The sequence below is a fragment of the Micromonospora sp. DH14 genome (assembly GCF_029809455.1).
Taxonomy (GTDB): Bacteria; Actinomycetota; Actinomycetes; order Mycobacteriales; family Micromonosporaceae; genus Micromonospora; species Micromonospora parva.
The window spans coordinates 160,253-180,619 of record NZ_JARVKT010000009.1 but is presented as its reverse complement, the minus strand read 5'-3'; the positions used below and the strand labels follow the sequence as shown (position 1 = coordinate 180,619).

Annotated in this window: 21 protein-coding genes, 3 tRNA genes and 1 pseudogene; 12 read left to right on the top strand and 13 right to left on the bottom strand. The window is 70.4% G+C overall.

The genetic code is table 11. The annotated features are described in order from the left end of the window. Positions 1-139 precede the first annotated feature (139 nt). Entirely contained in the window at positions 140-709 is a 570-nt protein-coding gene (locus QCZ28_RS14835; protein WP_279517205.1) for a kinase, read from the bottom strand. A 15-nt stretch (positions 710-724) separates the two neighbouring features. Then, a complete protein-coding gene (locus QCZ28_RS14830) occupies positions 725-1,387 on the bottom strand; it encodes a pentapeptide repeat-containing protein (protein ID WP_279517204.1) in 663 nt (220 codons plus the stop codon). Here QCZ28_RS14830 and QCZ28_RS14825 point away from each other — a divergent pair. After that, positions 1,386-1,631: a hypothetical protein gene (locus tag QCZ28_RS14825; RefSeq protein WP_279517203.1), complete on the top strand. Its 246-nt coding sequence runs from the start codon at positions 1,386-1,388 to the stop codon at positions 1,629-1,631. The two genes, QCZ28_RS14830 and QCZ28_RS14825, sit on opposite strands and share 2 nt — an antisense overlap. Before the next feature lie 26 nt (positions 1,632-1,657). On the opposite strand, the gene QCZ28_RS14820 is transcribed toward QCZ28_RS14825, so the two are convergent. Together QCZ28_RS14820 and QCZ28_RS14815 are read right to left on the bottom strand one after the other, a co-directional pair. Then, entirely contained in the window at positions 1,658-2,065 is a 408-nt protein-coding gene (locus tag QCZ28_RS14820) for a carboxymuconolactone decarboxylase family protein (RefSeq protein ID WP_279517202.1), read from the bottom strand. Between the two features lie 272 nt (positions 2,066-2,337). Further along, entirely contained in the window at positions 2,338-3,210 is an 873-nt protein-coding gene (locus tag QCZ28_RS14815; protein WP_279517201.1) for an SDR family NAD(P)-dependent oxidoreductase, read from the bottom strand. 189 nt (positions 3,211-3,399) lie between these two features. Between QCZ28_RS14815 and QCZ28_RS14810 the strand changes: the two genes are divergently transcribed. Both QCZ28_RS14810 and QCZ28_RS14805 read left to right on the top strand, forming a co-directional pair. Then, positions 3,400-4,263, top strand: coding sequence for a helix-turn-helix transcriptional regulator (locus tag QCZ28_RS14810; protein ID WP_279517200.1), 864 nt, complete (start codon positions 3,400-3,402; stop codon positions 4,261-4,263). A gap of 296 nt (positions 4,264-4,559) precedes the next feature. After that, positions 4,560-5,144 carry a transglutaminase family protein gene (locus QCZ28_RS14805; protein WP_279517199.1) on the top strand — a complete coding sequence of 195 codons (585 nt, stop codon included), beginning with the start codon at positions 4,560-4,562 and terminating at the stop codon, positions 5,142-5,144. Positions 5,145-5,243: 99 nt separating this feature from the next. Here QCZ28_RS14805 and QCZ28_RS14800 read toward each other — a convergent pair. Continuing rightward, positions 5,244-5,319: transfer RNA gene (locus QCZ28_RS14800), tRNA-Lys, on the bottom strand. A 141-nt stretch (positions 5,320-5,460) separates the two neighbouring features. On the opposite strand from QCZ28_RS14800, the gene QCZ28_RS14795 reads away from it, so the two are divergent. Next, complete coding sequence (locus QCZ28_RS14795; RefSeq protein WP_279517198.1) at positions 5,461-6,075, top strand: helix-turn-helix domain-containing protein; 615 nt, start codon at positions 5,461-5,463, stop codon at positions 6,073-6,075. Positions 6,076-6,096: 21 nt separating this feature from the next. Continuing rightward, positions 6,097-6,555: a DUF3291 domain-containing protein gene (locus QCZ28_RS14790; protein ID WP_279517197.1), complete on the top strand. Its 459-nt coding sequence runs from the start codon at positions 6,097-6,099 to the stop codon at positions 6,553-6,555. A 68-nt stretch (positions 6,556-6,623) separates the two neighbouring features. Here QCZ28_RS14790 and QCZ28_RS14785 read toward each other — a convergent pair. Beyond that, a tRNA-Lys gene (locus tag QCZ28_RS14785) sits at positions 6,624-6,699 on the bottom strand. Between the two features lie 187 nt (positions 6,700-6,886). Here QCZ28_RS14785 and QCZ28_RS14780 point away from each other — a divergent pair. Together QCZ28_RS14780 and QCZ28_RS14775 are read left to right on the top strand one after the other, a co-directional pair. Beyond that, positions 6,887-8,149 (top strand): Ig-like domain-containing protein, encoded by a 1,263-nt coding sequence (locus QCZ28_RS14780; protein WP_279517196.1) that lies wholly within the window; start codon positions 6,887-6,889, stop codon positions 8,147-8,149. 247 nt (positions 8,150-8,396) lie between these two features. Next, on the top strand, positions 8,397-9,689 hold the full coding sequence (locus QCZ28_RS14775) for an Ig-like domain-containing protein (RefSeq protein WP_279517195.1): 1,293 nt from the start codon (positions 8,397-8,399) through the stop codon (positions 9,687-9,689). 103 nt (positions 9,690-9,792) lie between these two features. Here QCZ28_RS14775 and QCZ28_RS14770 read toward each other — a convergent pair. Next, positions 9,793-9,868 (bottom strand) — tRNA-His (locus QCZ28_RS14770). Between the two features lie 104 nt (positions 9,869-9,972). Further along, positions 9,973-10,569, bottom strand: a complete 597-nt coding sequence (gene orn / locus QCZ28_RS14765; protein WP_279517194.1) for an oligoribonuclease — start codon at positions 10,567-10,569, stop codon at positions 9,973-9,975. Between the two features lie 66 nt (positions 10,570-10,635). Here orn and QCZ28_RS14760 point away from each other — a divergent pair, with 66 nt between their 5' ends. Further along, the gene (locus tag QCZ28_RS14760; protein WP_279517193.1) at positions 10,636-11,919 is read left to right on the top strand and encodes a glycosyltransferase 87 family protein; all 1,284 of its coding nucleotides are present in this window, start codon (positions 10,636-10,638) and stop codon (positions 11,917-11,919) included. A gap of 454 nt (positions 11,920-12,373) precedes the next feature. Here QCZ28_RS14760 and QCZ28_RS14755 read toward each other — a convergent pair. The 3 genes and pseudogenes from QCZ28_RS14755 to QCZ28_RS14745 form a co-directional block, all read right to left on the bottom strand. Then, a pseudogene (locus QCZ28_RS14755) lies at positions 12,374-12,592 on the bottom strand (hypothetical protein); the annotation flags it as partial. Between the two features lie 702 nt (positions 12,593-13,294). Next, the gene (locus QCZ28_RS14750; protein WP_279517192.1) at positions 13,295-14,029 is read right to left on the bottom strand and encodes a YcnI family protein; all 735 of its coding nucleotides are present in this window, start codon (positions 14,027-14,029) and stop codon (positions 13,295-13,297) included. 17 nt (positions 14,030-14,046) lie between these two features. Beyond that, positions 14,047-15,714: a copper resistance protein CopC gene (locus QCZ28_RS14745; protein ID WP_279517191.1), complete on the bottom strand. Its 1,668-nt coding sequence runs from the start codon at positions 15,712-15,714 to the stop codon at positions 14,047-14,049. A 172-nt stretch (positions 15,715-15,886) separates the two neighbouring features. Between QCZ28_RS14745 and QCZ28_RS14740 the strand changes: the two genes are divergently transcribed. The 4 genes from QCZ28_RS14740 to QCZ28_RS14725 are packed head-to-tail and all read left to right on the top strand — an operon-like array spanning position 15,887 to position 18,849. Continuing rightward, entirely contained in the window at positions 15,887-16,477 is a 591-nt protein-coding gene (locus tag QCZ28_RS14740; protein WP_279517190.1) for a sigma-70 family RNA polymerase sigma factor, read from the top strand. Positions 16,478-16,509: 32 nt separating this feature from the next. Further along, entirely contained in the window at positions 16,510-17,031 is a 522-nt protein-coding gene (locus QCZ28_RS14735) for a MauE/DoxX family redox-associated membrane protein (RefSeq protein WP_030331212.1), read from the top strand. After that, positions 17,024-17,740 (top strand): thioredoxin domain-containing protein, encoded by a 717-nt coding sequence (locus QCZ28_RS14730; protein WP_279517189.1) that lies wholly within the window; start codon positions 17,024-17,026, stop codon positions 17,738-17,740. Before QCZ28_RS14735 ends, QCZ28_RS14730 begins: the two co-directional genes overlap by 8 nt. Beyond that, entirely contained in the window at positions 17,737-18,849 is a 1,113-nt protein-coding gene (locus tag QCZ28_RS14725) for a hypothetical protein (RefSeq protein WP_279517188.1), read from the top strand. The genes QCZ28_RS14730 and QCZ28_RS14725 overlap by 4 nt, the downstream gene beginning before the upstream one ends. Here the strand turns inward: QCZ28_RS14725 and QCZ28_RS14720 are convergent. Next, on the bottom strand, positions 18,833-19,591 hold the full coding sequence (locus QCZ28_RS14720) for an ABC transporter ATP-binding protein (RefSeq protein WP_030331215.1): 759 nt from the start codon (positions 19,589-19,591) through the stop codon (positions 18,833-18,835). The two genes, QCZ28_RS14725 and QCZ28_RS14720, sit on opposite strands and share 17 nt — an antisense overlap. Continuing rightward, positions 19,588-20,358: a cobalt ECF transporter T component CbiQ gene (cbiQ, locus tag QCZ28_RS14715; RefSeq protein WP_210859349.1), complete on the bottom strand. Its 771-nt coding sequence runs from the start codon at positions 20,356-20,358 to the stop codon at positions 19,588-19,590. Before cbiQ ends, QCZ28_RS14720 begins: the two co-directional genes overlap by 4 nt. Positions 20,359-20,367: the final 9 nt, after the last annotated feature.

Sequence of the window (20,367 nt, the reverse complement as noted above, 5' to 3'; positions counted from 1 at the left end):
TTCGCGCCCTTCCTCTACGGAAGAACGCGCAGCTTGATGCTGGTGCGCCGCCAGAGACTCGAACCGAACCCGCCACTCGGGACCCGCTGTTGGCGAACGGTGCGCCGGAACGGCGACATGGGTAGCCGGCTGAGCTGCTCTACCGGGATGGAACGTTCGGAAGCAGGTCGTCGTCGCGTCCGGTCTGGGGTAGCCCGGCGGCAGCGGCGATGGCCTCGACGGCCTCGTCCAGTCCGGTGGTCTCGGGTAGGACGAGTTCGTCGGGCCAGCCCAGGACGTCGTGGGCGGCGTACCAGCCGCTCATCTGGTCGGTGGTGAACTCCGTGGCCTGCGGGCGGGTGAGGTGCCGGCGCAGGGTCTCGGCCAGGGACACGTCGAGGTAGCAGAACAGCGACCGGCCGCGGTGGTCGTCCCGCAGAGAGGTCAGCATGTTTCGGTAGCGGCTGGTGTGCATGATGCCCTCCAGCACCACGTGGTAGCCGTGGTCGAGGGCGAACCGCACGGTCTGCCCGATCAACGCCGGTGCCGCGCCGCCGGGCTTGTCCCGTTCGCGTAGCACGATGCGGCGCAGGTAGTCCTGCTCGACCAGGGCGCAGCCCCGGCCGTGCCGGCGTCGTAGCTCGCGGGCGATGCTGCTCTTGCCCGAGCCGGAGTTGCCCCGGACGCAGACGAGGATCGTGTCCGAGCTGCCAATGGGTTCAGCGACCACGATGCCTCCTCGGCTTCAGACGTTGCGGACGGTGAGGTCGAGGGCGGCGACGGTCAGCCGGGTGAGGTCAGGAAGTTGGTCCTCGCCGAGGGTGACGCCGCGCAGGTTGTCCAGCGGCCCCTTGAGGCCCTTCAGCCGGCTGCCCCGCAGGTCGGCGCCGTCGAGATGGCAGGAGTCCAGTTCCAGCCCCGCGAGGTCACATGACCGCAGGGCGACGCGCGGTAGCCGGCAGGACGACCACGCGCCGTTGGTGAGAGTGCAGTCGGTGAACGCGACCGAGCCGCCGGCGACGACGCGGTGAAAGGTGGCGTAGTCGAACCGGCAGCCGTCGAACAGGACGTCCTTGAGGCGTACGTCGGTGAGCCTGGTGCCGGTGAACCGGGAGCCGATGATCGCGCAACGTTCGATGGTGATGCCGGTCAGAGTCGCGCCCGAGAAGTCGGTGCGGGTGATCTCGCAGCCGTAGAGGCTGCCGGCTTCCCAGGTGCTCTCGCTCAGGTCCACACCGGTGATCAGGCTGCTGCGGACGCGGGCGTCCTCAAGGTGCGAGCCGCGCCACGCCGCACCCTCGACGAGTGCCTCGGTGAGGCCGCCGGCCAGGTCCGTCATGGCGTCGAGGTCGTCCGGTTCGAGGTCCGGCAGCAGGACCTTCACGTCGCCGATCGTGGTGGTGCGCATGAGTCCTCAACCTGTGCGGGCGCGGGGTGGGCACGGCACCCGCGCGTCCCGTGGGCGCCGCTGGACCATGCACAACCATCTGCGCGAACAGGTCCGCCAGCAGGTGGAGGGCCGCAACAGTCAGCCCACCGCCGCCCTGGTCGACTCGCAGTCACTGCGCGGTGCGGAAACCGTCCGGCGCTGGTCCCAATGCGTCATGATCATCGTCATGATCCGCCGCCTCGCCCGCCACCAAAACCCCTGAACCCCTTACTTACCAGGGTCTGAGCGTTACGGGTTCTCTGCGAAGACCTGGGCCGCGACCTGGTAGCCGTCGAACGCGCGTGCTACGCCAGCGTAGGCCGCGACCTGAAGAAAGACCTCGGCGATCTCTTCCTTGGTGGCGCCGGCGTTGAGCGCGATGCGGAGCTGACCACGGAGGGGCTCCAGGACGCCGAGTGTCGCCGCGATGGTGACGGACACCAGTGCCCGCGTCCGTGTATCTAGGTGCTCGGTGCGCGGCCAGACGTCGCCAAAGGCGTGCATCGTCGCGATCCGTTTGAAGTCTGCGCCGTTAGCTGGCTCACCAGGCGTGGCGCCAAGAAAGCGCTCCAAGCGGAAGCCCAGCAGACGCTCAGCCGTGTCCAGTGCGGCGGCGTACCCCGGGTCTGTCGGATGGTTTGTCGTCACGATGCTCACTCTCCCATGCACAAGGACGAAGTAGGCGATATCCGGTATGTCGAAGGTGACTGAGGATCGTCACCTCAGTCGAGCTGATCAAGAAGGAACGAGCCTCGGCCCATCAGCCCCGACGCGGTTCAGGTCGCCGCCCGGTCGCCGTCGTTGGGCACGGACCGGGCAGCCTCTCGCTGTGGGAGCCATGGCTGACGGCCGCTGGCCGGCCCCGGTGGTGGTGCCGGGTCGGCCAGCCGACCGAGCCGCCTGTTACCCGAGACGGAGTCAGCGCATGGTCAGGAGATCTGCCAATCGATCGGATGCTCGCCCGGCCGCGGGATCAACGCGGTGAACAGCGGACTGGGCTCTGCGAGGACGGCGGTACGGAACTCCGCCCAGTAGCCGTCGGTGCCCAGGATCTGCTTGGCCCTGGGAATGGCTGCCGAGTCCGGCGCGGAGTAGTAACGCACCTTGGCGTTGTCCCCGTCGACGGCGGCTCGATACACGACGTCGGCGGTAATCGACGGGTCGGAGCCGGTTGGCGCGTTCTTGGAGAAGAACGCATCGATTCCAGCCTGATAGTCCGCAGGGACATCCTGCGCAATGTCGATCTTCGTGAAAATGCGGGTGGAGTGCTGTCCGGGCAGAACGGCCTTGACCGCGATGCCGAAACCGGCCACCTCCAGGCTCATCCCCTCACTCAGGGCCGCCACGGCTGCCTTAGAGGCAGCGTAGACGGCGCTGTACGGATAACCCTGTTCAGCGGTCAACGAGGAAATGTTGATGATCGTTCCGGAGCGCTGGGCGCGGAAAATCGGCAGGAAGGCTCGGCTGAGCGCGATCAATCCGAACACGTTGGTCTGGAACTGCCGGTGGATCTGGTCCATGCTGCTCACCTCCACCGGCCCCATCTGGTAGAAACCCGCATTGTTGACCAAGACGTCGACCTGTCCGAACTGCTGCACGGCGGTCTGCGCAAAGGGCCCTGCCGCCTGCTCGTCATCGACGTCCAGCAGCAGCGTCCTGACCCGCTCCAACTCATCGTGCACCGTCAGGTCGGCCTCCTTGCGGACCGTCGCGACCACGTTCCAGCCTTCGGCGGCAAACTTCTCGACGATGGCCCGGCCCATTCCAGTCGCGGTACCGGTCACCACGATCGTATTCGACATGGAGAACTTCCTCTCCTATTAGTCCCGGCCCGGATATCCGTGCCCTCTATGGCTTTGCTGCTGTCCGGGCAAGTGGTGGCTTGCTGATGTGTCCTAGTGTCATCGTGGTACATCGGGCCGGCCAGGTTCGGTTTTTCATGGGAAAGACAGTCCCAGGTATCCGCCGGAGCCCGGGGGTAGATTGGTTTCATGTCCAAGCGCCCGGCGTCCAGCGTGAGCAATCCGCTTGCCGAGTTCCTGCGGGCCAGTCGTGCACGTATCCGGCCGGACGACGTCGGCCTACCCGACGGCGGTCGGCGGCGCCGCGTTCCCGGGCTGCGCCGTGAAGAGGTCGCCCAGCTGGCCAATGTCAGCGCGGACTATCTGGCCCGGCTCGAGCAGGGACGCGTCACCACTGCGTCACCCGAGGTCCTCGACGCCCTCGCGGACGCGCTTGGTCTCGACCGCGACGGCCGGGAGTACTTGCACTCGATCGCAGGGCCGAAACAGCGCCCAGGATCCCGTACTCAGACCACGTCGCGGGTTGACCCGCAGACCCAGCGATTGCTCGACAGCCTGTACGAAGTTCCCGCCTACGTATTCGGCCGGAGACTGGATATCCTCGCCTGGAATCCCCTGGCCGCTGCCTTGTTCACCGACTATGGGGCACTGCCGGAGCGGCATCGGAACCTTATCTGGCTCACTTTTCTCGATCCGGATTACCGGGTAATGAACACCGACTGGGCCAGGGCCGCCCAGGAATGCGTCGCCCACCTACGCATGGAGGCCCGGAACTACCCGAGCGATCAGCGCCTGGCTGAACTTGTCGGGACTCTCTCCGTCAAAGACGCGGACTTCCGCACATGGTGGGGCAGCCAGCAGGTGACCGGCGCCGCACTGCGCCGCAAGATTTACCAGCACCCACTGGTCGGCCCACTCACCCTCGATTCGCAGCAATTCGACGTCAGCGGCAAGCCCGACCAGCACCTCGTGGTGTTCACCGCCGAACCAGACAGCTCATCCCACGAGGCACTGAAGTTGCTCGCCCAGTGGGCGAACACGCCGGTGGCGTGAAATCCCCGTTGCGAAAATACCCTGCCTCGGATCCAGCATCGTGGTTGTAGACCCGACCCGTGGCCGGCTCGTGAGCGTCGTGATCGATCACAAATTGTGGTCTGGGGCGGCGCGTAATCGGGCAGGGCATTCAGAGAGGGCCGACACCATCAGTGCCATCGGCAGCCGCAGCCGTGTCCGGTAATGAGGGTGACAGGCCGAGCATGGCTGCGGTGAGATGGGACCGTCACCGTACGCGATGGGTCATGGCGCGATGGAGCAGCCTCGATCCGACAGGCGGCGGGGAAAGGACAGCTGTGCAACTGGTCGCGGGCGAACCGATGGGGTATCTGGGCGGTGACACGGTCGTCGAGGTGGACCACCCGGCAGTGCGGGCGTTAGCTGGTGAACTCCGCGCGGCGTACCCGGACGACGTCGACTTCACGCGGGCCGCCTTCGAATGGGTTCGTGACCGGATCCGGCACTCCGTGGACGCCCAGGATCCGCGGATCACCGTCACCGCCGGCGAGGTGCTCAGCGCCGGCGTCGGCCTCTGCTATGCCAAGTCGCACCTGCTGGTGGCCGTGGCCCGGGCCGCCGGCGTTCCGGCCGGGTTGTGCTATCAACAGCTGACCGACGGGAGAGAGCCCTTCCTGCACGGCCTCGTTGCCGTATACCTCGCGGGCCGCTGGCATCGCCAGGACCCGCGCGGCAACCGCATCGGCATCGACGCCCAGTTCCGGCTCGGAAGTGAGCAACTGGCCTACCCGATCACCGACCGCTCGACCGGCCTCGATCTTCCTGAAGTGCACGTGCGGCCCTCGCCCAATGTGATCGCAGCCCTGCGCGGTGCTCGAGACGCTCTGGAACTGTGCCGCGCCGGGTTGCCCGCTACGCCCTGAGCCGGGACAGCGGATGCCGGACATGAAGATTCGCGGCAACACGGCCGTACGCGAAAGGCCCCGACCCGGTGTGAACCACCAGGTCAGGGCCTTGCTCGTTGGTGCGCCGCCAGGGACTCGAACCCCGAACCCGCGGATTAAGAGTCCGCTGCTCTGCCAGTTGAGCTAGCGGCGCTCGCTGACAACGGTGAGCACCATACCGGGTCGCTTCCCACCTCCCGGCAACGGGACGAGATCAGGCCACGTCGCACGGACGGGCGGCGGGGCTGTCTCGCTCGGGAGGGCGGAGGACCAGCCGGCGGGTAGCGTCGGAGCCATGTCGTTGGAGGCGATCGGTGCGCTGCGGGAGCAGGTACGTCGGACGGTGTACGAGTATGTGGTCGCGCGAGCGGAGCCGGTGAGCCGCAACGAGGTGGCCGAGGCGGTGGCCATCGGGCGTACCCTCGCAGCGTTTCATCTGGACAAGCTGGCCTCGGCCGGCCTATTGGAGGTGACCTTCGCAGCGCGCGTCGGCGGGCCGGGGGCCGGGCGGCCGGCGAAGCTGTACCGCCGGTCATCCGTGGAGCACGCAGTCGTGCTGCCGCCCCGCGACTACCGGCTGCTGGCCGGCATGTTGGCGAGCGCGATCGAGCGGGTCGGCGCGGAGCCGGCGGCCTACGCGGCTGCCCGTGAGCAGGGCGCGAAGCTCGCCGGGGGTGCGGCAATGCCGCGCCTTGTGGAGCTGGGCTACGAGCCGTTCGAGGACGCCGACCGGACGATCCGGCTACGCAACTGCCCGTTTGACGTGGTGGCCCAGTCCCATGCCGGGCTGGTCTGCGGGTTGAATCATGCGTTGCTTGAAGGCGTGCTGGGTGAGGGTCATGTCGTGCGGCTCGACCCGGAACCGACCGGGTGCTGCGTGACGGTCCACTCTAAAGACAATGAGGATTGACATAGACGGTAGCTTGGCCACATGACCGAACATCACCTCGCGCAACTGAACATCGCCCGGCTGCGCGCTCCGCTCGACAGCCCCGAGCTTGCCGACTTCGTCGCCCGGCTGCCCGAGATCAACGGCCTCGCCGACGACTCGCCCGGCTTCGTCTGGCGACTTCAGGACGAGTCCGGCGACGCGACCGCGCTGCGACCCTTCGGAACGGACGTCATCGTCAACCTGACGGTGTGGCAGTCGGTCGAATCGCTGAGCGCCTTCGTGTACCGGACGGTGCACCTGGAGCCGATGCGTCGGCGCCGGGAGTGGTTTGTCCCCCTCGACGGGCCGCACCTGGTGCTGTGGTGGCTCCCCACCGGCGTCCTGCCGACCGTCGGCGAGGCGGCCGAGCGACTCGACCTATTGGGCCGCGACGGCCCCTCGGCAGCGGCGTTCACGCTCCGCGAGCCGTACCCCGCTCCTGGCGTGCTCGCCGCCTGACAGCAGCGGACCGGGACACGAAAAAGGCCCCGACCGGCAGAGATCTGCCAGTTCAGGGCCTTGCTCGTTGGTGCGCCGCCAGGGACTCGAACCCCGAACCCGCGGATTAAGAGTCCGCTGCTCTGCCAGTTGAGCTAGCGGCGCTCGTCGGCAACGGAGAGAACATTAGCACCCCTCCCGAGCGGGCTCCAATTCGGTTACCCGGGTCCCCCCTTCGGTCGAGCTTTGCCGGCAAAAAGCACCAAACCGACCATCGCCGCCAAGATCGGGGCGTGGGTTGCGGCGGCGATGCGGCACGATGTCCGCCAGGTACGCGAGAACAGAGGTGGGCATGGCACGGTTCACGCGAGCCGGGGCGGTGGTGGGCGCTCTGGCCCTGGCGGCGTCGCTGGCACTGGCCGGGTGCGGCGGCGACGAGAAGAAGCCGGAATTCGTTGGTGGGGCGTCCTCGGACGCGAGTGCCGCCCCTGGTTCAGCCGCGCCGTCGGCACCGAGCGCTCCGAGCGGCCCGCCGCTCACCCTGAGCCCGGCCGACGGCACGAAGAACCGGCCGGTCAGCACGGAGATCAGCGCGAAGCTCCCGGGCGGCGGGAAGGTGTCCGCGGTGACCCTGACGGCGGATGGTGGCGGCTCGGTCGAGGGCAAGCTGCGTACCGATGGTTCGTCCTGGGTGCCGTCCGCGCCGTTGAAGTGGGGCACCCGCTACACGGCCACGGTGACGGCGAGCGCGTCGGACGGCACGAGCAGCCAGGGCACCAGCAGCTTCACCACGATGGCCAAGCCGAAGTCGACGATCGGTTCGGGCCTGTACCTCTTCGACGACAAGAGCTACGGGGTGGCCATGCCCGTGGTCACCGAGTTCCACCCGGGCATCCCGAAGAAGGACCGCGCGGCGGTGCAGAAGCGGATGTTCGTCAAGACCGACCCGCCGCAGCCGGGTGCCTGGCACTGGGTCAGCAACGGCACGCAGGCCTACTACCGGGCCCCCGAGTACTGGAAGCCCGGCACCACCATCACCGTGCGGATCGCCCTGGCCGGCATGCCGCTGAGCAACGGCCGGTACGGCGACATCGACCGCAAGGCCACCGCCAAGATCGGCCGGTCGTTCGAGATGAAGGTCGACAACGCCAACAAGAAGATGACGGTGTACGAGAACGGCGCGCCGGTGCGCACCATCCCGGTGAGCCTGGGCAAGAAGAGCACGCCGTCGTCGAGCGGCACGATGGTGGTGATGGAGAAGAAGGAAGCCACCGTCTTCGACACCCGGGACGACCCGGACCCCGCCAACCGTTACGTGACCGACATTCAGTTCGCCCAGCGGCTCACCTGGGGTGGCGAGTACATCCACGCCGCGCCCTGGTCGGAGCACGTGCAGGGGCGGCAGAACGTCTCGCACGGCTGCGTGAACGTGTCGATGGCGAACGCCCGGTGGTTGTTCGACAAGACCCGGATCGGTGACCCGATCACGATCAAGGGGACCGAGCGCAGGATCGCCGCCGGCAACGGTTGGACGGCGTGGAGCCTGAGCTGGTCGGAGTTCATCAAGGGCAGCGCGTTGTCGGTGCCCAGTGGTGGAGCCGGTCCGGCGATCTGAGGCGTCGGCTCGTTGCGCCGGCTCCGTCGTTGGCGGGGCCGGCGTACCCTTGCACTCCCGCCGCGCGAGGGCGGCGCGGCGACCCCACGATCCCCACACGAAGACGAACCAGGCTCACGAAACGCCGAATAGTAGCAGAATTCGGACACTATTGATGGCGTGTTTCGGTTCACCCTCGGCAACCGGGGCCGGCTCTGGCGCGTCAATAGGAGACGATGGGGCAGCGACCACGACTGTGAGGGAAAACATGCGAGCTAGCCAGGACCAGCTGATCAGGCCCGGTGGGCGACGCCGCGTGTTCGCGGCGGGGCTTCTCGCCGTGGCGCTGGCCTTCACCTCCGCCTGCACCAACGGTGACGGCGGCAAGCCGTCCTCGTGGCACGGCGGCGGCGAGAACCCGGCACCGAAGGCCGCGGCGACGATCAGTGAGCCGGCGGCCGACGCCAAGGACGTACCGGCGTCCACCGGCATCACGTTCACCACCAAGGACGCCGTGGAGACCGCTGTCGAGCTGAAGGACTCCACCGGCAAGGCGGTCGAGGGCACCCTCGCCAAGGACGGCACGTCGTGGCTGCCGGCCGGCGCGCTGGCGTACGGCACGAGCTACACGGCGACAGTGACCGCCACCGGTGACGACGGGCGTCCGGCCACCGCGACCAGCACCTTCACCACCATGACCAAGCCCGGCAACCAGGTTCGGGTGAGCAGCTTCCTCGGTGACAACCAGGTGGTCGGAGTGGGCATGCCGCTGATCGTGAAGTTCAGCCGGAACATCCCGGAGGACTACCGCGACGACGTGCAGCGCCGGATGACAGTCACCTCGACCCCGGCGCAGGAGGGGATCTGGCACTGGGTCAGCCCCACCGAGATCCGGTACCGGCCGAAGGAGTTCTGGAAGCCCAACAGCACTGTCTCCTACCGGGTGCAGGCGGGTGGCCTGCCGATGGGGGCGGGTTGGTACGGCCGCGCCGACCTCTCGGTGGACGTCAAGATCGGCGCGGCGGTGGTCATGACTGTCGACAACAAGACCAAGCGGATGACGGTGACCCGCAACGGCTCGGTGATCAAGACCATCCCGGTCAGCCTGGGCAAGAAGAGCACCCCGTCGTCCAGCGGCACCATGGTCGTGATCGAGAAGCTGCGCAAGACGGTCTTCGACACGTTCGAGGAGCTGGGCCCGGAGGAGGGCTACCGCACCAAGATTGACTTCGCGCAGCGCCTCACCTGGGGCGGCGAGTTCATCCACGCGGCACCCTGGTCCGAGGGGCAGCAGGGCAGCGTGAACGTGTCACACGGCTGCGTGAACGTGTCGATGGCCAACGGCGACTGGCTGTTCAAGAACACCCAGATCGGCGACCCGATCACCGTCAAGGGCACCGAGCGCAAGCTGCAGAACGGCAACGGCTGGACCGACTGGAACATGAGCTGGGACGAGTACGTCAAGGGCAGTGCCATTCCGTACGAGCCCCCGGCCGACCCGGACACCACCACCCCGAGCCCGGACGCGACGAGCACCCCGTCCGCCACGCCGACCGCCTGAGCCACCTGACGAGAAAGCCCCCTCCGCGGAGGGGGCTTTCTCGTGTCTGCCCCTAAAACGGCTCAGGCCCCCTCCGAAGAGGGGGCCTGAGCGGTGAAACCAGTGGGGTGACTGATGGGAATTGAACCCACGACAACCGGGACCACAACCCGGTGCTCTGCCAACTGAGCTACAGCCACCATGCCGCCGTCGCCCGGTCGATCGCTCCGGGCGGGGTGCGGACCAATAATAGCCACACCACAGCCAGGCACGTCCAGCGGGTTGCCGGTCGGCGCCGGCGGGGTCAGAGTTCGGCGGCGATGGCCTTGGCGGTCTCGACATCCGGGCCGGGCAGCGGGACGAAGACGGTGCGCCGGTAGTACTCCAACTCCCGGATGCTCTCCCGGATGTCGGCCAGCGCCCGGTGCGCGAGACCCTTCTGCGGCTGGCCGAAGTACACCCGTGGGTACCAGCGACGGCAGAGTTCCTTGATCGACGACACGTCGATCATCCGGTAGTGCAGGTGCGCGTCGAGGTGGGGCATGTCCCGGGCGATGAAGCCCCGGTCGGTGGCGATCGAGTTGCCACACAGCGGGGCGGTACGCGGGTCCTTCACGAAGCCGCGGACGTACTCCAGGACCAGGTCCTCGGCTTCGGCGAGAGTCACCGCCGAGCGGCGGACCTCTTCGGTGAGGCCGGACTTGGCGTGCATCGTCTGCACGATCTCCGGCATCCCCTCCAGCGCCGCCTCGTCGGCGTGGATAACCACGTCGACACCGTCACCCAGCACGTTGAGGTCGGGATCGGTGACCAGTGCCGCAACCTCGATCAGTTTGTCCCTGCCGAGGTCCAACCCGGTCATCTCACAGTCGATCCAGACGAGGAGATCAGCCACCGGCACAGCCTACGCGCAGCCCACGCCCTGTGGCTGCGCGCTCTCGGCGGACCGGCCCGCTAGGGTTTCTGCGTGCCAGCAGAACCCGTCGCGCCGCCCGCCGTCACCGAAGACGATCCCGGCGGTCGTACGGTCCGTCGCCTGGTCGCGGTGGTGGCGCTCAGCGCCGTGCTGCCAGCGCTCTACCTGCCCGGCCTCGTGCACAACTTCTTCGATCTCAAGATCTACATGTCAGCGATGGACTGGTGGCGGGTCGGCCACCCGCTCTACGACTACGTGCAACCCGACCGGGTGCAGGGCGAGCTGTACTTCACCTACCCGCCCTTCAGCGCGCTGCTGCTGTGGCCGTTCGGTCTGCTGCGGCTCGGCGCGACCGTGGCGATCTTCACGGCGTTGACAGTGTTGGCAGTGGTGCTGACCACCCGGTGGCTGGTGATGCCGGTGATCGACCGACACGGCCTGCCCCGAACGTTCACCCTGGTCACCGCCGTCCTGCTGGTGCTGGCGGTGGAGGGCATCCGGGAGACGATCACCTTCGGCCAGATCAACATGTTGCTGGTCGTGTTGATCCTGGCCGATCTACTGTTCGCGGTGCCGCGGGCGCGACGCTGGGCCGGGGTGGGCGTGGGGCTGGCGACGGCGCTCAAGATCTTCCCCGGCATCTTCATCGTGTATCTGCTGGTCACCCGCCGGTGGCGGGCCGCCGCGGTGGCGAGCGCGACCGCTGCGGCGGCGACACTGCTGGCGGCGGCGATCGCCCCGCGCGACTCGTGGCGGTTCTGGACCCACGAGCTGTGGACCACCGAGCGGGTGGGGCGCACCGACATCGTCGGCAACCAGTCGCTGTTCGGCCTGCTCAGCCGGTTCACCGCCCCGGAGAAGCCGGACCGGCTGCTCTGGCTGCTGCTGGTCGCCGTGGTCGCCGGCTACGGGCTGTGGCGGGCCGCCCGCGCGGCCCGGGCCGGTGACCCGTTGACCGGCCTGACGTTGACCGGGTTGGTCGGCTCCCTGGCGAGCCCGATCACCTGGACCCACCACATCTACTGGTTCGTGCCGGCGGTGGTGCTGCTCGCCGACGCGGCGTTGAGCGCCAACCGCCCCGACGAGGTGCGCCGACGTCGGTGGCTGGCCGCCCTCGCGGTGGCCATCACCGCCCTGACCATCTACGGCGTGGTGACGTTCCAGGCCTGGGGTGTGGCGCCGGTCCGCACCCGTGACCCGTTGGACTTCCTCCTGCAGAACACGTACGTGCTGCTCAGCCTGCTGCTGCTGGTCGCGCTGCCGGTGCGGTCGAGGCTGCGTGCGGAAAATCGCACCAATTGGACAGACCTCCCGAGTAGCCATGATCGGCGCTAACCTGTCCTCATCTACCTCAAGCGTCGCTCGGGTAGCACCGATCCCCCGGTGAGAGTGGCCCTCCGCGTCGGCAGCGCGGAGGGCCACTCGCCGTTCCACCCGCCGCGCCCGGCCGCCCGCCAAGATCGCCAGCGGCCGGGCCGCCACCCGCAGGGCAACGCCACCCGGCGAGGCCCGGCCACCAGCCGGGCCGTCAGCCGGCCGGATCGCCATCGGGCCGGCCGTCGGCCGGTGGGGCCACCACCGGTCGGGCCGTGGGCTCCTCCGCGTCGGCCGGCGGCCAGGCGAGGCTCAGCGTCACCTCCGGCGGACGGGGCAGCCGTTCCGGCTCGTCAAGGTCGGCGAGGGTGGCCGGGCGGGCACCGATCGCCGACCGGGACCGCTCCGCCGCCCCGGCACCGACCGGGGTGAGCTGACGTACCGGCAACGGCTCGGCCGGCTCGGGTTTCCGGGGGCCCAGGCCACTGAGCGACGTGACCCCGAGGCGGCCGGCGAGCACCGGCACCTGGTCCGGCTCGACCACGAAGATCACCTCGCGTGGGCGCAGCGGTCGCAGCAGGAGCAGCACCGCGCCCACCACCAGCAGCACGCCGACCGCCAGCAGGCCCCAGGCGGCCGGACCGGTCCACCCGACCTGCAACTCCGCGCGCAGGTCCAGGGCCAGGTCGGCACCGCCGTCGGGGCGCATCACCACCAGGCTCATGGGTTCGCCGGCGAGGTCGTCAGCGCTCCACTCCAGCGAGCCGATTCCCTCGCGTACCCAGAAGGGCCGACCCAGCGGCGTGACCAGCCCGTCGGCCGTCGCGGTGCCCGGCGGGTCCGTGCGCGGGGTGTCGATGGCCGGTCCGGCCGGGTCGAGCCGGACCGGCAGCGGCCCCCGGGCCAGCGCCACCCGGCGGACCGTGGCGTGCGGCACCGCCGCCAGCCAGCCACGCACCTCGGCGGTGGGCGCCAGCCCGACGAACGCCGGCCCGCCGGTGGTGCGGGCGTCCAGGTGCAGCCGGGCCTGCGCGGTACGCGCGAAGGGCGCCTCCTGTCGCAGCAGCCGGTCGAGGTCGGTGACCACCACCGCGTGACCGGGCGTGCGGACCGTTTCGAAGCGGGCGGCGAAGACCCCGCCGGGGTCGGCGTGTCGGGTCACCAGCCACAGCCCGCCACCGGCGAACAGCGCCGGAATTCCCACAACCAACAGCAGCATCCCGGCGATCGCCCGCACGAACCGCATCCGCACCGTCCCCCTCCGTAGCCAAATACCCGGCCGACCTTACCGACGCAACCCGCCTGATCAGGGGATATCCACGGCACGGCCGACTCCGACTGCGGAAAGCACGCTGGCCCGCCGGATGATCCGGCGGGCCAGCGGTTGGGACAGGGGTCAAGCCTTGGCGACCGGCTCCCGGCGCGTCCGCGTGAACGCCAGCCCACCCAGCACCAGGCCGGCGAGGCCGGCGACGAGACCGGCCACACCGAGGCCGACAGCGAGCCCGTTGCCGTCGTCGTCATCAACGTCGGGCATCGCGACGGCGGTGCTCGGCGAGGCCGAGCCCGCCGGCGCGGCCGCGGCGGCCAGGGTGAGCACCGGAGCCGGGTGCTCCGGCTCCTCGGCACCCGCAGCCACCGGTTCGTCGATCCAGCGCGAGATGTTGCCGTCCGAGTAGGTCTGCAGGGTCTTGAAGATCATCGAGTCGACCTGCGGCAGCGGCCCCAGCGACACCGGGAACTCCTGGAACTGCCCCGGCTTCACCCCCGCGTCACCGGAAGCCGTCCAGGTGATCTTGGAGACCGCCTCGGTGAGCTGACTGCCGTGCACCTCGATCGGCGGGTCCACCTTGCGCTTCTCCGTGGTGACCGTCCAGCCGGGCACCGGCATCGTCGACACCGAGCCGACCGGGGCGTTCTCCGGCAACACGACCTCCAGCTTGGTGGTCGACGCGGTGTCGCTCTCGTTCGGCACCCGGAACGCCACCCGGGCGTAGCCGCCCTGGGTCGCCTCCTTCGGGTTCACCGTGACGTGCGCGGACGCCGGCCCGGCGAAGCCGAGCACAGCGGTGGCGGCGGCGGTGAACGCCAGGGCGGCAGCGGCGGTTGCGGTGCGCCGGAATCGGGTCATGGGTTTCGCGAACCTCTCTAACGGATGGGCACGGTGGCGGTCACCGTGGCCTGGTCGATGTCGGTCGTTCGGGCGGTGACCTTCAATTGCCACTCGCCGGCGGTCGGCAGGCTGATGTCGCCGTAGGCGTGACTGTCCGTCAACCGCAGCAACGGCACCTCGATCGGCTCGATCCCGGCCGAGGGCAGCGCGACTGTCGCCTTCCACTCCGCTACCAGCAGTGGCTGGTTGCTCTTGTCGTACGCGTACAGGTGCACCGAGTTGTTGCCCCGCTCGGCCGGGCTCACCTCGACCTCGACGGACACCAGCGGGTTGTCCAGCCTGGTGCTGAAGAAGCCGGACTCGGACCCGGCGGCCGGGCCGGCCACGGCGGTGCGGGCGGGCGTGGTCTGCACGAGCGTGGCGGACACCGCCAGCACCACCACGGTGACTGCCAACTCCACCAGGACCGCCCGGCGCACCGGCACCGGGCGTTGCGCCGCGACCCGGCTGCGCACCAACTGCCGGGAGTACGCGGCCACGGCGATGACAATCGCGAACAGCCCGATCTTGGCGAGCAGCAGACGCCCGTACGTGGTGTCGATCAGCGCCCGCGGGGTGGCCACCTCGATCAGCGCCTGGACGGTGCCGGCGAGCAGCAGCGCCGAGACGGCGAGCGCCGCCCAGCGCGACCAGATCGGCAGGATCGCGCCCAACTCCCGTTCGTCGGCCTGACGCAGCAGGAAGACGGCGAGCATGAGCAGACCGCCCAGCCAGACCGCCATGCTGCCCAGGTGGACCGCGTCGACCACCACCGACACCGCCGGCGCCGGGGAGGCCGCCGGGTGCCCGGCCAGCGGCCAGGTCAGCAGGGCGGCACCGCCGAGCACGGCCAGGATGATCGCGTCCGCCCGGCCGGCGGGCCGGGCCAGCAGCGGGCGGAGCAGGAAGACCGACGCCGCCAGCAGGCCGAGCCGGACCAGGTGGGCGGCGCCGAAGGCGCTGCCGAAGACACTGCCGAACCCCTCACCGGTGACGTCGAAGAGACCACCGCCGGCGGTGTAGGGCACCTGCAACCACAGGTCGGCGAGGGTGGCGAAGGCCACCAGACCGAGGCCGGTCCAGGCCAGCCGGGTCGGCCCCCGCCGGGAGAGCCGGCGCGGCCAGAGCGCGGCGAGCACCAGCGCCGGCCCGACCAGCAGCACCAGACCCGCGTAGCCGAGGAAACGGGCCACCTTCACCGCCGTCCCCACCACCGGGTTCGCGCGGCTGTCCGTGCCGGAGTCGACGGGCGGGGTCGAGGCGGCGCCGACCGAGTAGGTGAACGCCCCGGAGACCGGGTGACTGTCGGCAGAGATCACCCGGAAGCTGACCAGATAGGTGCCGCGCGCGCCGCCCGGGTCCACCGGGATGGTCACCACGCCGCCGCTGAACGACGGTTCCCCCCGGTCGGCCCGGGACCCGTCCGGCGCGATGACCCGGATCTTGCCGGGCACCTTGCGGACCGACTCACTGAACGTGAGGACCACCTCGGACGGCCCGCTCGGCACGACGGATGAGGCAGCCGGACTGCTGCTCTGCAGCACCGCGTGGGCGCTGGCGGAGGTGGCTGGCGCGATCAACAAGGCGACGACGGTGACCAGGAGGCCGGCGACGGCGGCCAGCCGGGCGGCCCAGCGGCGGGGGGCGACAGTCATGCCGGCCATGGTCGCCGATCGGTGTCCCGTTCGGCGACCCGAGGGGGGTGGCCGCGTCGGAGATCGCACGTCATGAACGGGTAGTCGGCCCGGGTCGGGGAAAAGTTCCCGACGTGGCGCAGACCATCCAAGGGCCGAACGACCCTGACGCGTCGCCCGGTGCCGCGTAACCTGGTGTGTCGTGATCCCTGTCCCGCGTGACTCCGGTGCCGCCGGTCCGGCGGTCCCGGTCGACGACGTCGCCCGGGACCCGGCAACCGGGTGGGCGTTGACCGCCCGCGACGGTGACCCCACCGCCCAGGCGGCGTTCGTCCGGCTGACCCAGGCCGACGTCTGGCGGTTCGCCGCCGCCCTGGTCGACCCGGACAGCGCCGACGACCTGACCCAGGAGACCTACCTGCGGGCGTTTCGGGCGCTGCCCGCGTTCGAGGGTCGCTCCAGCGCGCGCACCTGGCTGCTCGGCATCGCCCGGCGGGCCTGCGCCGACCACCTGCGCACGGTCATCCGACGTCGGCGGCTCGACGAGCGCCTGGCGGCGAACGCGTACACCGACCGACCGCACCCGGACCCGGCCGGCCAGCTCGGCGCCGCCGACCTGGTCCGCCGCCTCGGCCCCGAGCGGCGCTCCGCGTTCGTGCTCACCCAACTGCTCGGCCTGTCGTACGCCGAGGCCGCCGCCGTCGAAGGGGTGCCGGTGGGCACCATCCGTTCCCGGGTCGCCCGGGCCCGCGACGACCTGGTCGAGGCGGTCGGCGACGCCCTGACCGGCTGACAGTGGAACTTCCGGCGCGGACGGGACGACAAATGAGCGTGACACCTTCCACCCGGGGCGGCCGGTGGCCAGTGGTCCGCCCCTGGCTCGGCATCGCCGCCCGACTCGGCCTCGCCGCCGTCTGGTTGGTCGCCGGCGCGTCGAAGGTCAGCGATCTCGCCGCCTCCGGACGGGCGGTCAACGCCTACCAGGTGCTGCCGTACGACGTGGCGACAGTGATCGGCGCGGCCCTGCCCTTCGTCGAGCTGGCACTGGGCGTGCTGCTGCTGCTCGGGCTGGCCACCCGGCTCGTCGCCGGGGTCTCCGCCGCGCTGCTGGTGGTCTTCATCGCGGGGATCGCCTCGGCCTGGTCGCGGGGGCTGGCCATCGACTGCGGCTGCTTCGGCAGCGGCGGGCAGCTGGCGGCCGGGCAGGCACCCAGTTACCTCCCGGAGATCCTCCGGGACCTGGGATTCTTGGTTCTAGCCGGATTTCTGCTGATCTGGCCGCGTACGCCGGTATCGGTGGACGGGTGGTTGTCCGGCGAACCCGTTGTGGAGGACGAGGATGAGTAGTCGCAAGGGGCAGCGGGACGCCGCCCGGGTGGTCCGCGAGCAACTGGCCCGCGAACGGCGTCGCCGCCGCACGATCTGGGTCTCCGCCGCCGCAGTCGTCGTCCTGGTCATCGCCGGCGTCGTCGGCTGGGCCGTCTGGTCCAACCAGCGCTCCGACGACTTCACCACCCCGCCCGGCGCCAACAGCGCCGGCACCGGCATCGTCACCGGCAACGGCCCGGTCACCGTCGACGTCTACGAGGACTTCCTCTGCCCGGCCTGCAAGCAGTTCGAGCAGACCAGCGGGTCGACGCTCGAACAGCTGGTGGCCGAGAACAAGGCGACTGTCGTCTACCACCCGGTCGCGTTCCTCAACCGCTTCTCCACCACCGAGTACTCCACCCGCTCCTCGGCCGCCTCCGGCTGCGCCGCGGCCGGCGGCAAGTACCACGAGTACGCCAAGGCGCTCTTCGCCCAGCAACCACCCGAGGGCAGCGCCGGGCTCACCGATGACCAGCTGATCGACATCGGCACCAGCGTGGGCCTCGACCGGGGCTCCTTCGGCACCTGCGTGAAGGACCAGACGTACCGGACGTGGACCGAACACGTCACCGACGACGCCGGCCGGAACAAGGTCACCGGCACGCCGACCGTCAGGGTCAACGGCCAGCCCGTCGAGAACCCCACCCCGGACGCGCTCACCGCAGCCGTGGCGGCGGCCGGCAAGTGATCCGTACCCTGCTGGGCCGCGCCGGCCTGGTCGCGGCCGCAGCCGGCCTGGCGACAGTGATCAGCGCGGCGCCCGCCGCCGCGCACGGCGCGGACGCCCCGGACGGCACCGACTACCGCACCCGGACCACCGGCGTCGCACCGGCGCGGCCAGGACTTGAGGTACGCGTCATCGAGGCGGGTGCCCGACTGGAGCTGACCAACCACACCGGCCGCACCATCGAGGTCATCGGCTACTCCGGCGAGCCCTACCTGCGCGTCGGCCCGGACGGGGTCTTCGAGAACAGCCACTCCCCCGCCACGTACCTCAACAGCACCATCACCGGGGAGACCGCGCTCCCGGCCGAGGCCGACCCGGCCGCCGCACCGGTCTGGCGGCGGATCGCCGACGGCACCACGGCACGATGGCACGACCAGCGCGCGCTGTGGCAGGAGTCCGCTCCACCGGCCGCCGTCCGCGCCGCACCGGAGCGCGAACACCGGGTCCGGAACTGGAGCATCCCGCTGCGCGACGGCACCGACCCGGTGGCGATCGGCGGCACGCTGGACTGGGTGCCGCCACCGGACGCGTACACCTGGTGGGCGGTGACCATCGTGGGACTGCTCGCGGTGGGCGCGCTCGGCCTGCTCCCCGCCGCCGGCCCGGCCGGCGCCCGCGCGCTGTCCGCGCTGGGCGTGCTGCTGATGGTCGGCGGCGCGCTGGCCGTCGGCTACCCGGTGGGACGCGAGTTGGACGCCGGCGCCCAGGGCGTGGGCGGGGTGCTGGTCGGGCTGCTGTCCGGGCAGATCTGGTCCCTGCTCACCGGCCTCGGCGCGATCGCCGCCGGCTGGTACGCGCTACGCCGCCGCCCGGCCGCCGACTTCGTGGTCGCGCTCGCCGGGGCCTGCCTGGCGCTCTTCGCCGGAGCGGCGAACGCCGCCGTGTTCGCCCGCGCCATCGCCCCGGTTCCCTGGCCGCCGACAACCGCCCGCGTGCTGGTGGCGCTCTTCCTGATCACCGGCGCCGGCGCGACAGCCGCCGGCATCCTGCGCCTGCACGCCGCCTCCCGCGACACTGCGGCCGCAGCGCGGGTCGAGCCCGCCGAGAGTGGGTCTACGGCTGCGGGGTGAACCCGTAGGGCAGTTCCAGGCGGTGCCGTGCCAGCAGGGTGGGATCGTTGAGCAGGGTGTTGGTGGGGGCGTCGGCGACGATCCGGCCGCCGTCCAGGATCACCGAGCGCTCACACAGCTCCGCCGCGTACGGCAGGTCGTGCGTGACCATCAGCAGGGTCACCGGCAGGCCGCGCAGGATCTCGGCCAGCTCACGACGGGCCGCCGGGTCCAGGTTCGACGACGGCTCGTCGAGCACCAGGATCTCCGGGTGCATGGCGAGCACCGTGGCCACCGCCACCCGGCGGCGCTGCCCGAACGACAGGTGCTGCGGGGCCCGGTCCCGGTGCTCACCCATCCCCACCGCGGCGAGGGCCTCGTCCACCCGGGCGGCCAACTCGGCCCCCCGCAGACCCAGGTTCGCCGGCCCGAACGCCACGTCCTCCGCCACCGTGGGCAGGAACAACTGGTCGTCCGGGTCCTGGAAGACGATGCCCACCCGGCGACGCACCTCGGCCAGGGTGGCCCGATCCGGTGTCACAGTCAGCCCGCCGACGCTCACGCTCCCCTCGGTCGGGCTGAGGATGCCGTTGAGGTGCAGCACCAGCGTGGTCTTGCCGGCGCCGTTGGGCCCGAGCAGCGCCACCCGGTCGCCGCGCGGCACGACCAGGTCAACCCCCTGCAGGGCGACGTGCCCGTCCGGGTACGCGTAGCGGACACCCCGAACGTCCAGCGAGACAGCGGTCTGCACGACACCGATCATGACAGGACGACGGCGGTGGCGGCGATGGAGGCCGCCACCACCGGCACGGTAGCCGCGACCAGCCACTGACCGGCGCTCGCCGCACCCTCGCCCTGCCACACGGCCGGCATCCGCCCGGTGTAACCCCGGGACAGCATCGCCAGATAGACCCGCTCGCCGCGCTCGAAGGCGCGCAGGAACAACGCCCCGATCCCGGCGGCGAAGCCACGCAACTGCCACAGGAAGCGCGGGTCGTCGCCCCGGGAGATCCGGGCCACCCGCATCCGCCGCGCCTCGCCCACCAACACGTCCAGGTAGCGCAGCATGAACGTGGCGATCTGGGTGAGCACCTGCGGGCAGTGCAGCCGGTCCAGCCCCACGATCAGATCCCGGGTGGTGGTGGTCGCCGCGAGCAGCAGCGAGGCGAGCACCCCCAGGGTGCCCTTGGCCAGAATGTTCCACGCGCCGTGCAGCCCGTCCTCGGACAGCCGCAGACCCAGCACCTCGACCCGGTCGCCGCTGCCGAGGAACGGCAGGGCCACGGCGAACAGCACGAACGGCAGCTCGATCAACGCTCGGCTGAGCAACCACCGTGGCCCCACCCGGGCCAGCGCCGCCACCACGGCCACCAGCACCGCGTACGCGCCGAAGGCCCAGAACGCCTCGCGCGGGGTGGCCACCACGGCGATGGTGAAAACCACCATCGCCACGATCTTGACCTCGGGCGGGAGCCGGTGCACCGGCGAGTCCGACTCGCGGTACAGCACGTGCCCGTGACCGGCACCCATCCGCGTACC